General features: G+C 70.8%; 10 protein-coding genes. 4 read left to right on the top strand and 6 right to left on the bottom strand.

Annotated features, from left to right (window positions below):
- Positions 1–48: 48 nt before the first annotated feature.
- Both speA and QSJ97_RS05685 read right to left on the bottom strand, forming a co-directional pair.
- Positions 49–1,944: a biosynthetic arginine decarboxylase gene (speA, locus tag QSJ97_RS05690; RefSeq protein ID WP_285670683.1), complete on the bottom strand. Its 1,896-nt coding sequence runs from the start codon at positions 1,942–1,944 to the stop codon at positions 49–51.
- Between the two features lie 186 nt (positions 1,945–2,130).
- The gene (locus QSJ97_RS05685; RefSeq protein WP_285670682.1) at positions 2,131–2,451 is read right to left on the bottom strand and encodes a hypothetical protein; all 321 of its coding nucleotides are present in this window, start codon (positions 2,449–2,451) and stop codon (positions 2,131–2,133) included.
- Between the two features lie 166 nt (positions 2,452–2,617).
- Here QSJ97_RS05685 and QSJ97_RS05680 point away from each other — a divergent pair, with 166 nt between their 5' ends.
- Entirely contained in the window at positions 2,618–4,771 is a 2,154-nt protein-coding gene (locus tag QSJ97_RS05680; protein WP_285670681.1) for an ATP-binding protein, read from the top strand.
- A gap of 53 nt (positions 4,772–4,824) precedes the next feature.
- On the opposite strand, the gene QSJ97_RS05675 is transcribed toward QSJ97_RS05680, so the two are convergent.
- From QSJ97_RS05675 to QSJ97_RS05665, 3 genes are all read right to left on the bottom strand, one after another.
- Positions 4,825–8,010, bottom strand: a complete 3,186-nt coding sequence (locus tag QSJ97_RS05675; RefSeq protein WP_285670680.1) for an efflux RND transporter permease subunit — start codon at positions 8,008–8,010, stop codon at positions 4,825–4,827.
- A gap of 4 nt (positions 8,011–8,014) precedes the next feature.
- Positions 8,015–9,214, bottom strand: coding sequence for an efflux RND transporter periplasmic adaptor subunit (locus tag QSJ97_RS05670; RefSeq protein WP_285670679.1), 1,200 nt, complete (start codon positions 9,212–9,214; stop codon positions 8,015–8,017).
- A gap of 346 nt (positions 9,215–9,560) precedes the next feature.
- The gene (locus tag QSJ97_RS05665; protein ID WP_285670678.1) at positions 9,561–11,210 is read right to left on the bottom strand and encodes an electron transfer flavoprotein-ubiquinone oxidoreductase; all 1,650 of its coding nucleotides are present in this window, start codon (positions 11,208–11,210) and stop codon (positions 9,561–9,563) included.
- 186 nt (positions 11,211–11,396) lie between these two features.
- Between QSJ97_RS05665 and QSJ97_RS05660 the strand changes: the two genes are divergently transcribed.
- The 3 genes from QSJ97_RS05660 (at position 11,397) to QSJ97_RS05650 (ending at position 14,021) form a co-directional block, all read left to right on the top strand.
- Positions 11,397–11,810 carry a universal stress protein gene (locus tag QSJ97_RS05660; protein WP_285670677.1) on the top strand — a complete coding sequence of 138 codons (414 nt, stop codon included), beginning with the start codon at positions 11,397–11,399 and terminating at the stop codon, positions 11,808–11,810.
- 109 nt (positions 11,811–11,919) lie between these two features.
- Positions 11,920–13,371: an amidase gene (locus tag QSJ97_RS05655; RefSeq protein WP_285670676.1), complete on the top strand. Its 1,452-nt coding sequence runs from the start codon at positions 11,920–11,922 to the stop codon at positions 13,369–13,371.
- Positions 13,371–14,021, top strand: coding sequence for a class I SAM-dependent DNA methyltransferase (locus QSJ97_RS05650; RefSeq protein ID WP_285670675.1), 651 nt, complete (start codon positions 13,371–13,373; stop codon positions 14,019–14,021). Before QSJ97_RS05655 ends, QSJ97_RS05650 begins: the two co-directional genes overlap by 1 nt.
- Here the strand turns inward: QSJ97_RS05650 and QSJ97_RS05645 are convergent.
- On the bottom strand, positions 13,999–14,350 hold a 352-nt coding region (locus QSJ97_RS05645), incomplete at its 5' end, for a hypothetical protein (RefSeq protein WP_285670838.1). The two genes, QSJ97_RS05650 and QSJ97_RS05645, sit on opposite strands and share 23 nt — an antisense overlap.

The following is a 14,350-nucleotide window of genomic DNA, read 5'->3' as shown; positions in this document are numbered from 1 at the left end:
CGCCTTCGCGCGCCGAAACCGCCGGACCCGGAGCCGGGCCCGGGCAACTCAGTGTTCGTAGTAGGTGTAGCCCGCCAGGCTGTCCTTGAAGAGCGCGATCAGCTCGCGGCGCTCCGCCGTGGTGATGCCGCCCGAGGAGACATGGGCCTCGACCCGGGCCTTGAAGGCGTCGAGCGCATCGCGCGGGTCGTATTCCACATAGGACAGCACCTCGGCGATGGAATCGCCCTCCACCTCGTGCAGCAGGTCGTAGCCGCCATCGGCGCGCAGGTCGATCGTCACCACGTTGGTGTCGCCGAAGAGGTTGTGCAGATCGCCCAGCGTCTCCTGGTAGGCGCCGACGAAGAACACCCCGAGATAATAGGGCTCGTCCTCCCGCAGGTCGTGGACCGGCAGCGCGTGGTGCACGCCGTCGGCCAGCACGAACCGGTCGATCTTGCCGTCGCTGTCGCAGGTGATGTCGGAGAGCACGGCGCGCCGCGTCGGCGCCTCGCCGAGCCGCTGCAGCGGCATCACCGGGTGCACCTGGTCGATCGCCCAGATATCGGGCAGCGACTGGAACAGCGAGAAGTTGCCGTGATAGATGTCGGCATAGCCCTCGAGCGCCTCGGCGATCTCCTCGGGCACCTCCTCGAGCTCCGCCGCCACGCGCTTGATGCGCTCCACCGCGTAGAGATAGACGCGCTCGGCCCGGGCCATCTCGCGCAGCCCGATCTGGCCCCGGCGGAACAGCGCGCGCAGCTCCTCGCGATACCAGGTGGCATCGGAAATGCACTCCTGCAGCCGCGCGACGCTCACATAGGAAGGGATCTCCGCGAGGCTCTGCAGCAGGTGGTTGTCGCCCTCCTGCGCGGTCTCGGGGGTGGCGCGGTCGTAATAGGTTGCCTCGAGCACGTTGAAGATCAGCATCGAGGAGGTGGCGACGGTGGCCCGCCCGCTCTCGGTCACGAGGGTCGGGTGCTTCACCTCGGCGGCGTCGAAGACGAACTTCACCGTCTCCACCAGGTTGGCGCAGTATTCCCCCAGCGAGTAGTTCACCGAGTTCGGCGCCGCGCGGTGCTCGCCGGTATAGTCGATGCCGAGGCCGCCGCCGAGATCGAGATGGGTGAGCGGCGCGCCCTCGCGGGTGAGCTCGACGAAGACCCGCGCCGCCTCGTCGGCGGCCATGCGCGCCTCGTTGACGTTGGGGATCTGGCTGCCGAGATGGGAATGCTGCAGCGTGAGGCAGTGCGAGAGCCCCTCCGCCGCCAGCTTGTCGAGCACCTCGACCACCTGGTTCATGGTCATCCCGAAGGCCGAGCGGTCGCCGGAGCTCTCGGCCCATTTGCCCGAGATCTGGCGCGTCAGCTTGACCCGCACGCCGAGCGTCGGCTCGAGCCCGAGGGCGCGCGCCTCGGCCAGCACGGTATCGAGCTCGCGCGGGCTCTCCAGCACGATCACGCAGGTGATGCCGAGCTTCTGGGCCAGGATCGCGAGGCGGACGAATTCCGCATCCTTGATCCCGTTGCAGATCACCAGCGCATCCGGCGCCAGCCTGCGCGAGAGCGCGATCAGCAGCTCGGGCTTGGAGCCCGCCTCCAGGCCGAAGCCGTAGGGCGCGCCATGGGTCACGATGCGGTCGACCACCTCGGCCTGCTGGTTGACCTTGATCGGGAACACGCCGCGATAGCTGCCGCCATAGTCGGCCGCGCGGATCGCCTCGGCGAAGCTCTCGTTGAGCCGGCGCAGCTGGTGCTCGAGAAAGGCGTTGACCCGCACCAGCACCGGCGCCCGGATGCCGCGGGTCTCGAGCTCGTGCATCACGGTGAGCAGCGGCACCGGCGCCGCCTCCTCGTTCAGCGGGTTGACGAGGCCGACCTCGCCGCTCTCGAGGACCTTGAGGAGCCCCTGACCCCAACGCTCGATGCCGTAGATATCGGCCGGCTTGACCGCGCTCGCGTCCATAGAGCCCTCCCGCTGATCCGCGGAGCCGCAGGGACAGCCCCTCGGCCACGGAGCCGAGACCTAACGTGCCGCCCCCCCGATCTCAAGGGGAACCGCGGGGCGCGGCGGCATATCGGGCGTGCGTGATCGACCGGTGCCCGCGGCGCCCGCCGAGGCGCCTCCCGGGATGCGCCGGAGCGCCGGCGATCAGTCGAGCAGCGTGACGTTCCGGCTGCAGGCCCAGCGGTCTCCGCCGTCGCGCCAGCAGGCATCGACCGCCCGCTCGCGGGCCTCGGCCTCGGTCGCGCCGACCCCCGTGCCGCTGGCGGTGCAGCCGGCGGTGCCGCACCGCGCGATCGCCCGGTATCCGGCGCCGGAGCCGTCGCCGCCGCCCGGCAGGATCGCCGCCGCCGCGCCGGCCAGCGGGACCGCGACGACCAGCAGCCTAGCCCAGCGGACCCGTGCGGTGCCGTCCAGGTGCAGCCCGATCGCCCGCAGAGGCCCCGGCCATCCCGATCTCGACGTCATGGCAATGTCCTCCTTCGCGGCATGTCCTGTGCGGACTGCAATGGCGCGCGGCGGCGGCGAATTGCGAAAACCGCCCGTGCATGACCCCGCCGGCGCGGCGCCGCCGGCATGTTCACCAGTTGTTAACCCCTCTGGCGGAGGCTGGCGGCGGCCGAGAAGGGTTTCCATGCAGGCAATTCTGGACTTTCTGTTTTCCGAGGGCGGCTACTCACCCCACGGCTATTGCCTGGCCTGGGAGCCGGAGATCCTCTATCTCCACATCGTGTCGGACACGATCATCGCGCTGGCCTATTTCTCGATCCCGATCGCGATCTTCCAGTTCCTGCGCAAGCGGCGCGACCTGCCGAGCCCGCTGCTGGCCCTGCTGTTCTGCGCGTTCATCCTGTTCTGCGGGATGACCCATGCCGTCTCCATCGCCACCATGTTCATGCCGATCTACGGCTTCGAGGGCGCGCTGAAGCTGGCCACGGGGCTGATCTCCGTCGCCGCCGCCGTGGTCGGGTTCGCGCTGCTGCCGGAGATCCTGGCGATCCCCGGCCATTCGGCGCTGATGCAGGCCAACCGCAAGCTCGAGGAGGAGGTGGCGACCCGGCGCGATGCCGAGGCCGCGCTGCGCCGGACGAATATCGAGACCGAGCGGCGCATCGCCGAGCGCACGGCCGAGCTCGTGCTGGCGCGCGAGGCGGCGGAGGCGGCGAGCCACGCCAAGTCGACCTTCCTGGCCAACATGTCGCACGAGATCCGCACCCCGCTGAACGGCATCATCGGAATGGCCGACCTGCTCTCGGAGACCGATCTCGACCCCGAGCAGCGGATCTCGGTGGAGACCATCGTGCGCTCGGGCGACGGGCTGCTCACCATCATCAACGACGTGCTCGACTTCTCGAAGATCGAGGCCGGTCGGCTCACGCTCGACCCGCGGCCCTTCAACCTGATCGAGGAGGTGGAGGCGATCGGCGCCCTGCTGGCGGCGAACGCGCACGAGAAGAACCTCGAGCTGGTCGTCGACTGCGACCAGCGCCTGCCGCGCAGCCTGGTCGGCGATCCGGGCCGCATGCGGCAGGTCATCACCAACATGCTGGGCAACGCGATCAAGTTCACCGAGCGCGGCCGGGTCAGCATCCGGGTGACCGGCACGGTGAGCGACGGCCGCTGCGATCTCGCCATCGAGGTGACCGATACCGGGATCGGCATTCCCGAGGACAAGCTGGCGGCCATCTTCCACGCCTTCGAGCAGGTGACCGGCGAGGCCCATCAGGCCGGCATGGGCACCGGGCTGGGCCTGGCGATCTCGCGGCGCCTGCTCGAGGCGATGGGCGGCACGCTCGAGGTCAGCTCGACGCTCGGCGAAGGCTCGACCTTCGTCTGCCGCGTGCCCCTGCCGCTCGACCCGGACGCGGCCGCCGCGGCCACGGAGCCGGAGGCCGCGCGCGGCAGCCCGCCGGCGGTCCTGGTGATCAACCCGCGGAAGGCGGCCTGCGAGCGGCTGTGCAAGGCGCTGAGCGCCTGGGGCTATCGCCCGGTCTGCGCCACCGGGCTCGAGGCGCTGGGCGCGGCGCCGTGCTGCAGCGGCGTCTCCGATGACGCGCCGGAGGACAGCGAGATCGTCGTGGCCATCGTCGACAAGCGCGCCCTCGCCGGCGACGGGCCCGGCTTCCACGCCCGGATCTGCGAACACTTCGGCCGGCCGCTGCCCGGCATCGTGCTGATCCCCCACGACAACACCTTCGAGCAGACCGTGCTGCTTAGCGCCGGCTTCGATCAGGTCCTGGTCGAGCCGGTGCAGAGCCGTGCGCTGCGCGAGGCGCTGCACCGCCTCTCCGCCGAGGCGCGCCCGGGCGATGGCGCGGCAGGCGGCGCGCATGGCCCCGGGCTGCACACCGGAGCGGGAACCGCCGCGCTGGCCGCGGATGCCGCCGGCCGGCCGCTGCTTTCCGAGCTGGTCGTGCTCGTCGCCGAGGACAACCAGACCAACCGGCTGGTCATCAACAAGATGCTGACCGGGCTGGTGGCCGAGCTGCACTATGCCGAGACCGGCACCCGGGCCCTGCAGCTCTACGAGCAGATCGCCCCCGATGCGATCCTGATGGATGTCACCATGCCGGAGATGGACGGTCTCGAGGCGACCCGGGAGATCCGCCGCCGCGAGGCCGACCGCGGCGACCCGCGCTGCCCGATCATCGCGCTCACGGCCAACGCCATGCCCGGCGACAGGGAACAGTGCCAGGGCGCCGGGATGGACGGGTTCCTCGCGAAGCCCGTGCGCAAGATCGACCTGATCGCGGCGCTCGAGGCGACCATCGCCCGCGCGGCCGCCTGACCCCGCGGGCGGCGAGCGGCCGCAGCCGCCCCGGCCGGGCTGTCACGGCCGCCTCAGATGGCGGCCATGTCCTCCTCCTCGTCGTTGTCCCGCCGCAGCTCGCCGCGGAACAGCGCACCGATCCAACGACAGAGCACGTAGAAGATCGGCGTGAAGATCAGCCCGAAGGTGGTCACGCCGATCATCCCGTAGAACACCGCGGTGCCGAGCGCCTGACGCATCTCCGCGCCCGGCCCGGTGGCGATCACCAGCGGCACCACGCCGAGGATGAAGGCGAAGGAGGTCATCAGGATCGGCCGCAGCCGCAGCCGTGCCGCCTCGACCGCGGCCTCGACGCGGCTGCGCCCCGCCTCCTCCGCCTGCCGGGCGAACTCGACGATCAGGATCGCGTTCTTCGAGGCCAGCCCGACCAGCACCACCAGGCCGATCTGGGTGAGGATGTTGTTGTCCATGCCCCGGTAGAGCACGCCGGAGATCGCCGCCAGCAGGCACATCGGCACGATCAGGATCACCGAGAGCGGCAGCAGCCAGCTCTCGTATTGCGCCGCGAGCAGCAGGAAGACGAAGACGATGGCCAGCATGAACACATAGATCGCCGACGAGCCCGCCAGCTTCTCCTGCAGCGCGAGCTCGGTCCACTCGTAGCTGAAGCCGGAGGGCAGCTGCGCGTCGAGCAGCGCCTCCATCCTCTCGATCGCCTCGCCGGTGGAGGTGCCCGGTTCGGTCCGCCCCTGCAGCGCCGCGGCGGGGTAGAGGTTGTAGCGCGCCACGCGGTAGGGCCCGGTCTGCTCCTCGAAGGTCGCCACCGAGCCGATCGGCACCATGCCGCCGCTCTCCGAGCGGGTGCGCAGGCGCGCGATGTCCTCGATCTCGTCGCGGAACGGCCCGTCGGCCTGCGCCGTCACCCGGTAGGTGCGGCCGAGGAAGTTGAAGTCGTTGACGAAGCTCGAGCCGAGATAGACCTCCAGCGTCTCGTTGATCGCCGCCGGCGAGACGCCGATGAGCTGGGCCTTCACCAGGTCGATATCCGCGAAGACCTTCGGCGTCTTGGTGTTGAACAGCGTGAAGACCTGGGTCAGCCCCTCGATCCCGTTGGCCTGGATCATCGCGCCGAAGGTCGCCTGCTCCAGCGCCTCGAGGCCGCGGCCGCGGCGGTCCTGCACATAGAGCTTCCAGCCGCCGCCCGAACCGATGCCGCGCACCGGCGGCGGCTGCAGCAGGAAGATCATCGCGTCCTTGATCTGGAACAGCTCGCGCTGCAGCTCGCCCAGCACCCGCAGGTCGGAATAGCCGTTCTCGGTGCGCCAGTCGAAGGGCTTCATCGGCACGAAGATCGCCGCCGCGTTGGGGGCGTTGGTGAAGGTCGCGCCGTCGAGGCCGACGATGGCAACGCCGGTGCGCACCGCCGGGTGCTCGAGGATGATCTCGGTGGCGCGCTTGGCGACCCGGTCGGTGCGTGCCAGCGACGAGCCGGCGGGCAGCTGGATCACCGTGACCAGATAGCCCTGGTCCTGCGCCGGGATGAAGCCGGTCGGCGCGCGCGAGAACTGCGTCACGCCGAGCACGATCAGCCCGCCATAGACCACCAGCATCACCACCATGATCCGCAGCAGGCCGCGGATCAGCAGCGCATAGCCCGCCTCGAGCAGGCCGAAGCACCAGTTGAACAGCCGGAAGAACATGGCGAACGGCCAGGTGAGGATGCCGGTCAGCCCGCGCCGCCGGCGGCCCTCGCCGTGCCCGCTCAGGATCAGCGCCGCCAGCGCCGGGGAGAGGGTGAGCGAGACCAGCACCGAGATCGTCGTCGAGGCGGCGATGGTCAGCGCGAACTGCTGGAAGAACTGCCCGGTGATGCCGCCGATCGCCGCCACCGGCATGAAGATCGCCAGCATCACGAGCCCGTTGGCCACCAGCGCGCTCGAGACCTCCTTCATGGTCTTGCGCGCGGCCTCGCGCGGGGTCTCGCCCTGGCGCAGATAGCGCTCGACATTCTCCACCACGATGATCGCGTCGTCGACCACGATGCCGATGGCCAGCACGAGGCCGAAGAGGGTCAGCGTGTTGAGGGAGAAGCCGAGCATCGCCATCAGCGCGAAGGTGCCGATCAGCGAGACCGGGATGGCCACGATCGGGATCAGCGACGCCCGGATGCTGCCGAGGAACAGCACGATCACCAGCACGACGAGCACCACCGCCTCGAACAGCGTGGTCATCACCGCGTCGATCGAGGCGGAGATGAACTCGGTGGGGTTGTAGACGATGGTGTATTCGAGGCCCGTCGGGAACTCCTCGGCCATCTCGTCCATGGCGGCGATGATGGCCTCGGCGGTCTCCAGCGCGTTCGAGCCCGGGCGCTGGAAGATGCCGATGGGCAGCGCGTTGTCGCGCCCGAGATAGCCGTTGATCGAATAGTCCTGCGCCCCGAGCTCGACCCGCGCGATGTCGCGCACCCGCACCAGGCGGTCGTCGGTTTCGAGCACCACGATCTCGGCGAACTCCTCCGGCGCGGTGAGCCGGCCCTGCGTGACCACCTGCAGCTCGAAGGCGCCGGGCTCGGGCACCGGCAGCCGGTTGACGACGCCGGAGGCGACCTGGACGTTGTTGGCCCGGAGCGCCGCCACCACCTCGCCCGCGGTCAGCCCCTGCGCCGCCACCAGTTCCGGGTCGAGCCAGATCCGCATCGAATAGGCGCGCTCGGCAAACACGGTGGCCTGGCCGACGCCCTCGATCCGCGCGAGCCGGTCGACCACCTGGGTGCGCGCGTAGTTGGAGATGTAGAGCTGGTCCCGGCTGCCGTCCGGCGACAGCATGTGGATGACCATCATCAGGTCGGGCGAGGCCTTGCGGGTGGTGACCCCGAGGCGCCGCACCTCCTCGGGCAGGCGCGGCTCGGCCACGCTCACCCGGTTCTGCACCAGCACCTGCGCCTCGTCGAGATCGGTGCCGAGCCTGAACACGACGTTGAGCGACATCCGACCGTCGCCGGTGGACTGGCTCGTCATGTAGAGCATCTTCTCGACGCCGTTGATCTCCTGCTCGATCGGCGTCGCGACGGTGTTCGCCACGGTTTCGGCGGAGGCGCCCGGATAGCTCGCCGAGACCTGGATGGTCGGCGGCGCGATCTCGGGATACTGCGTGACCGGCAGCGAGAAATAGGCGATCGCGCCGATCAGCGAGATCAGGAGCGAGACGACCGTCGCGAAGATCGGCCGGTCGATGAAGAAGAGGGCGAAGTTCATCCGCTCACTCCGCGCCGAACGAGATGGTGATCTCATTCGGTGTCACCGACACGCCCGGCCTGGCGCGCTGGATGCCGGCAACGATCACCAGATCCTCGGTGGAGAGGCCCTCGCGGATCACCCGCAGCCCGCCATGCATCGGCCCGGTCTTCACCGGACGCGGCGAGACCATGCCCTCGGCATCGACCACCATGACGATCCGGCTGGCCTGGTCGGCAAGGATCGCCTCGTCCGGGATCAGCACCGCCTCGTAGGGGTCGGAGGCCGGCAGCTGCAGCCGGCCGAAGAGGCCCGGCAGCAGGAAGCCCTCGGAATTGTCGAGCACGGCACGCCCGGTGATCGTGCCGGAGTTCGGGTCGAGCCGGTTGTCGACGAAATCCATGTGCCCTTCGTGGACGAAGCTGTCCTCGTCCATCAGCCGCACTCTGACCTTGGTGGTGGCGACCCGCGAGGCCGGCCGGGTGCCGACGCTGGCGAGGCGGGAATATTTCAGGAAATCCGATTCCGAGGCGGTGAAGGTGAAATGGATCGGATCGATCGACACGATGGTGCTGAGCAGCGTCGCCCCGCTCGATCCGCCGAGCACGAGGTTGCCCTCGTCGATCCGGGTATCCGACATGCGCCCGGTGAAGGGCGCGCGGATCTCGGTGAAGTCGAGATCGAGCTGCGCCTCGAGCAGCTGCGCCTTGGCCACGGCCACCGCGGCCTCCGCCTCGGCGAGGGCCGCGCTGGTCCGGTCGACCTCCTGGGTGGTGCCGACATTGCGCTCGGCGAGCTGCAGCGCCCGGTCGCGCTCGATCTGCGCGAGATCGCGCGTCGCCTCGGCCGAGACCACCTGCGCCTCGGCACGGGTCACCGCGGCCTTGAAGGTGCGCTGGTCGATGGTGAACAGGAGATCGCCCTCCTCCACCACATCGCCGTCCTCGAAGCTGATGCTGTCGAGATAGCCGGAGACGCGGGCGAAGATCTCCACCTCCTTCACCGCCTCGAAGCGGCCGGTGAAGATGTCGTGGTCCACCACCTCATGGGTGATCGGATGCGCGACATCGACCGGCGGGTTGGGCGGCATCTGCGCCGCCGCCCCGGTTGCGGCGAGCATTGCGGCAAGGCCGAGAAGCCCGGAGAAGGGCGCGGGCCGCGCCCGGGTACCGGCGGCGTCGCCGCCAGCGCTCCCCCGGGCCGCGAAGATGGCGGACAGGCGCATGTCGATCTCCCGATGGGCCTGCGGGCGCCCGCGGCCATTGGACTTCGAACGGGTACGGCCGCCGCGTCGCGAAGGACGCATGCGGCCTGCACGGCGGCACGACGGCGCCTGCCGCAGGGGAACCCCCGGGCGCAGCGCCGACCAAGGGCGATTTAGGGCAGGAACCCCCGCTTGGCGAGGGGCCATCGCGGAGAATGCTGCCTTGCACAACACGGGACGCTGGTGGCCTCCGCGTTGTGCCCGGGAACCGTGCAGCCGCCGCGGACCGGGCGGGGCCCTGCGCCGCCTTGCCGGCGTTTCGCCGGCGCGGGCCGTCGGCGGCCCCGCCTCCGGGGCCGCCCTGCGCTCACATGTTGGGGTAGTTGGGCCCGTCGCCGCCCTGCGGCGTGGTCCAGACGATGTTCTGGCTCGGATCCTTGATGTCGCAGGTCTTGCAGTGCACGCAGTTCTGGAAGTTTATCTGGAACCGCGGCGCCTCGCCCTCCTCGCGCACCACCTCGTAGACCCCCGCCGGGCAGTAGCGTTCGGCCGGCTCGGCATAGGTCGGCAGGTTGACCGCGATCGGCACCGCCGGGTCCTTCAGCGTGAGATGCGCCGGCTGGCTCTCCTCGTGATTGGTGAAGGAATAGGCCACGTTGGTCAGCCGGTCGAAGCTCAGCACGCCGTCGGGCCTGGGATAGGCGATCTCCTTGTGGTCGGCCGCCTTGCCGGTCGCCTCGGCATCGGACTTGCCGTGCCCGAGGGTGCCGAACAGCGTGCCGCCGGTGAGCGTCGCCGCCCACATGTCGAGCCCGCCGCCGGCCAGCGAGGCCACCAGGCCATAGCGCGACCAGAGCGGCTTGACGTTGCGCACCGGCTTGAGATCCTTGGCGATCGGCCCCCTGGCCACCGCCTCGGCATAGGCCGTGAGCTCCTCGCCGGGCTTGCCGGCCTCCATCCGCCCCCAGGCCGCCTCCGCCGCCGCGATGCCCGAGAGCATCGCGTTGTGATTGCCCTTGATGCGGGGCACGTTCACCATCCCGGCCGAGCAGCCGAGCAGCGCGCCGCCCGGGAAGGTGAGCTTCGGCATCGCCTGCCAGCCCCCCTCGGAGATCGCCCGCGCGCCATAGGAGATGCGCTTGCCGCCCTCCAGCACCGAGGCGATCATCGGGTGATGCTTGAAGCGCTGGAACTCCATGTAGGGGTAGAGATGCGGGTTGGCGTAGTTGAGATGGACGACGAAGCCGACATAGACCTGATTGTTGTCGAGGTGGTACATGAACGAGCCGCCACCGGCGGCCTTGCCGAGCGGCCAGCCCATGGTGTGGGTCACCTGGCCCTCGCGGTGCTTCTCCGGGTCGATCTCCCAGAGCTCCTTCATGCCGATGCCGTATTTCTGCGGCTCGCGGCCCTGGTCCAGCCCGTATTTCGCGATCACCTGCTTCGAGAGCGAGCCGCGCACGCCCTCGGCCAGCAGCACCTGCGCGCCGCGGATCTCCATGCCGGGCTCGTAGTTCGGCCCCTCGCCGCCATCCTTGTCGCGGCCCATCTCGCCGGCGACCACGCCGACGACGCGCTCGTCCTCGTCGAACACCAGCTCGGAGCAGGCCATGCCGGGGAAGATCTCGACGCCGAGTTCCTCCGCCTGCTCCGCCATCCAGCGGCAGACATTGCCCATCGAGACGATGTAGTTGCCGTGATTGTCCATCAGCGGCGGCAGCACGAAATTCGGGATGCGCACCTCGCCGGCGGCGCCCAGCATGTAGAACCGGTCCTCGGTGACGGGGACGTCGAGGGGGGCGCCGCGCTCCTTCCAGTCCGGGATCAGGGCGGTCAGCCCGACCGGGTCGAGCACCGCGCCGGAGAGGATATGTGCGCCGACCTCGGACCCCTTCTCGAGCACCACGACATTGACATCGTCGCCTCCGAGCTGCTTGAGCCGGATCGCGGCAGAGAGCCCCGCGGGCCCGGCGCCGACGATGACAACATCCACCTCCATCGACTCGCGTTCTGTCATGGCATAGGCTCCCTTCCGCCCCCGATGGGCCTCGTCGCGTAATAGGGTCCGCCCGCGCGTGACGTCAATGATCGCGGCGCGCCTGCCATGTTTCCGGCGGGGCCGCGCCGGCCGGAAGGGCCCCCTGCGCCACCGGTGCGCGGCGGAGCGGCGCCGGGCAGGGAGAAGCTCAGAGGAGGATCACGGATGTACAGCTCGATCATGGTTCCGGTGGACCTGGCCCACACCAAGGCCCTCGAGAAGGCGCTGGCGACCGCCGCCGATCTGGCCAAGGCCTATGGCGCCAGCCTGACCTATGTCGGCGTGACCACCAACACCCCCGGCCCGCTGGCGCATGACCCCAAGGAATTCGGCGCGAAGCTCGATGCCTTCGTCGCGGCCGAGACCGCGGCGCGCGATGTCGAGGGCGCGGGGCTCGTGGTGACCAGCCACGATCCCTCCGCCAATCTGAACAAGGACCTGCTGGAGGCCGCCAGGCAGACCGGCGCCGATCTCGTGGTGATGGGCTCGCACATGCCCGGCCTGTCCGACCACATCTTCACCGGCCATGCGCCCTATGTGGCGACCCACGCGCCGGTGAGCGTGCTGGTCGTGCGCTGACCTGCGACGGAAGGGCGCGGGGCCGGGTTGCGCCCTGCCGCCATTCCCCAACGCCCCCCGGCCGGCCCGGCTGCGCGGGGGCCGGACCCACGCACTCCTGGAATCGCGAATGAACGAGATCATCGGCCTGACCGCCCGCGCGCTGCTGTCCCGGCTGCGGGCGGGAGAGATATCCCCGCCGGAGGTGCTCGACGCCCTCGAGGCCCGAGTCGACGCCGTGGACGGCGGGGTCAACGCGCTGCCCACCCGCTGCTTCGAGCGCGCCCGCGCGGCCGCCGCCGCGCTGGCGGGCCGGCCGGCCGAGGCGCGCGGGGCGCTCGGCGGGCTGCCGGTGCCGATCAAGGATCTCTCGATGGTGGCGGGCGTCCGCTCCACCTTCGGCTCGCCGATCTATGCCGCGCATGTCCCCGATGCCTCCGACCATGTGGTGACCCGGATCGAATCGGCCGGCGGCATCGTCTACGCCAAGTCCAACACCCCCGAATTCGGTGCCGGGGGCAGCACCTTCAACCCGGTCTTCGGGCGCACCGCCAACCCCTGGGACCTGACCCGGAGCGTCGGCGGCTCCTCGGGCGGCGCGGCGGCGGCGCTGGCCTCAGGCACCGCCTGGCTCGCCCATGGCTCCGACCTCGCCGGATCGCTGCGCACGCCGGCGAGCTTCTGCTCCGTGGTCGGGCTGCGGCCCTCCCCCGCCCTGGTTCCGGCCGGACCGGGGGGCGATCCCTTCGGCACGCTGGCGGTCGAGGGGCCGATGGCGCGCAATGTCGGCGATCTCGGCCTGCTGCTCGATGCGATGGCCGGGCCGCATCCGGCCGAGCCGCTGTCGCAGGCGGAGGCCGGGCCGGGCGCCTATCGCCGCGCGGCCGAGACGCCGGTGCTGCCGCAGCGGGTGGCCTTCTCGCCGGATCTCGGGCTCACCCCGGTCGATCCGCGGGTCGCCGATATCTGCGCCGCGGCGGCGCGGCAGCTCGAGGCGCTCGGGGTCACGGTGGAGGAGGCGCATCCCGATCTCGGCGGCGCGCACGAGGCGTTCCAGACGCTGCGCGGCATCGGCTTCGCCGCCGCCCATGCCGAACACCACGCCCGCCATCGCGACCTGCTGAAGCCGGACGTGGTGTGGAACATCGAGCGGGGCCTCGCGGCCGACGGTGCCGCGGTGGCGGCGGCCACCGCCGCGCGGGCCCGGATCGCGGCCGAGATGCACGGCTTCCTCGCGCGCTACGACCTCCTGCTCTGCCCCGCCACCATCGTGCCGCCGTTCCCGGTGGAGGCGCGAACGGTAGAAACTTGCAACGGTACTGCCTTCGCGAGCTATATAGACTGGCTCGCGGTCGTCTACGCGGTGACGCTCACCGCCTGCCCCGCGCTGTCGCTACCCTGCGGGTTCACCCCCGAAGGCTGGCCGGTGGGGCTGCAGATGGTCGGGCGCTTCCGCGGCGAGGCCGCGCTGCTCTCCCATGCCGCGGCGCTCGAGGCGGCGCTCGGCGTGGCAACCGGGCCGATAGACCCGCGTCCCGGCCCGGCGACGACGCAGGACAGCGACGCGGCAAGGAGAGACTGATGGCAGGATACGAGCTCGACGAGGCCTACGAGATCAAGGGGCCGGCCGATGCGAAGGCGCGCTACGACACCTGGGCCGAGACCTATGACACGGGCTTCGCGGAGGCCTGGGGCTATGTCGCGCCGCGCGAGATCGCCGGGATCCTGGCCGGCCTCGCCGGGGATGCCGGTCTCGGCGGCCCGGTGCTCGACATCGGCGCCGGCACCGGGCTGGTCGGCGCGGCGCTCGCTGCCGCCCTCGGGCCGGACCGGGCGAGCGAGATCGACGCCATCGACATCTCGCCCGAGATGCTGGCCCGCGCCGCCGCCAAGGGGATCTACCGCCAGCGGATCGAGGCGGATCTCACGCTGCCGCTGGCGCTGCCGGATGCGGCCTATGCCGGGCTGATCTCCTCGGGCACCTTCACCCATGGCCATGTCGGGCCGGAGGCGCTGCCGGAGCTGCTGCGCGTCGCCCGGCCGGGGGCGCTCTTCGTGCTCGGCACGATCCCCCCGGTGTTCGACGGCGCCGGTCTCGGCTCCGCCCTCGGCCGGCTCGTGGCGGCAGGCGAGATCGGCCCGCTCGATTTCCGCGAGATCCCGATCTACGAGGGCGCCGACCATCCCCATGCCGACGATCGCGGGCTGGTCATGGTGTTCCGCCGGAGATGAGCGGGGTGGCGGGCGGCGGAGCAGACCGGCAAGCAGCGCTCCGGGCGCTGCGCGAGGCGCTGGCCTGGCAGATCGAGCTCGGCGCCGACGAGGCGATCGGCGAGGCCCCGGTCGACCGTTTCGCCGCCAGCCAGCCCGCATCCATGCCCGCAGCCTCGCCCGCGCCTGGCGCCGCGCCCGCCCCGGCAGCCCCGGTCGCCACCGGCGCTGCGCCGGCAACGCCGCGCGGGCGAGGCATCGCCGCCGGCGCGCCGGCCAGCGGGGCCGCGACGGCCAGCAGCATACCCCAGCGGCCCCGTGCGGTGCCGTCCAGGTGCAGCCCGATCGCC

It is taken from the genome of Paralimibaculum aggregatum (assembly GCF_030270585.1).
Lineage (GTDB): Bacteria > Pseudomonadota > Alphaproteobacteria > Rhodobacterales > Rhodobacteraceae > Thermohalobaculum > Thermohalobaculum aggregatum.
The sequence above is the reverse complement of the archived record's forward strand: the minus strand, read 5'-3'. Positions and strand labels throughout refer to the sequence as shown.

Coding starts and splice junctions, on each gene's coding strand:
- speA (WP_285670683.1), bottom strand. CDS start 1,944: ATGGACGCGAGCGCGGTCAAGCCGGCCGATATCTACGGCATCGAGCGT.
- QSJ97_RS05655 (WP_285670676.1), top strand. CDS start 11,920: ATGAACGAGATCATCGGCCTGACCGCCCGCGCGCTGCTGTCCCGGCTG.
- QSJ97_RS05675 (WP_285670680.1), bottom strand. CDS start 8,010: ATGAACTTCGCCCTCTTCTTCATCGACCGGCCGATCTTCGCGACGGTC.
- QSJ97_RS05685 (WP_285670682.1), bottom strand. CDS start 2,451: ATGACGTCGAGATCGGGATGGCCGGGGCCTCTGCGGGCGATCGGGCTG.
- QSJ97_RS05660 (WP_285670677.1), top strand. CDS start 11,397: ATGTACAGCTCGATCATGGTTCCGGTGGACCTGGCCCACACCAAGGCC.
- QSJ97_RS05665 (WP_285670678.1), bottom strand. CDS start 11,210: ATGACAGAACGCGAGTCGATGGAGGTGGATGTTGTCATCGTCGGCGCC.
- QSJ97_RS05680 (WP_285670681.1), top strand. CDS start 2,618: ATGCAGGCAATTCTGGACTTTCTGTTTTCCGAGGGCGGCTACTCACCC.
- QSJ97_RS05650 (WP_285670675.1), top strand. CDS start 13,371: ATGGCAGGATACGAGCTCGACGAGGCCTACGAGATCAAGGGGCCGGCC.
- QSJ97_RS05670 (WP_285670679.1), bottom strand. CDS start 9,214: ATGCGCCTGTCCGCCATCTTCGCGGCCCGGGGGAGCGCTGGCGGCGAC.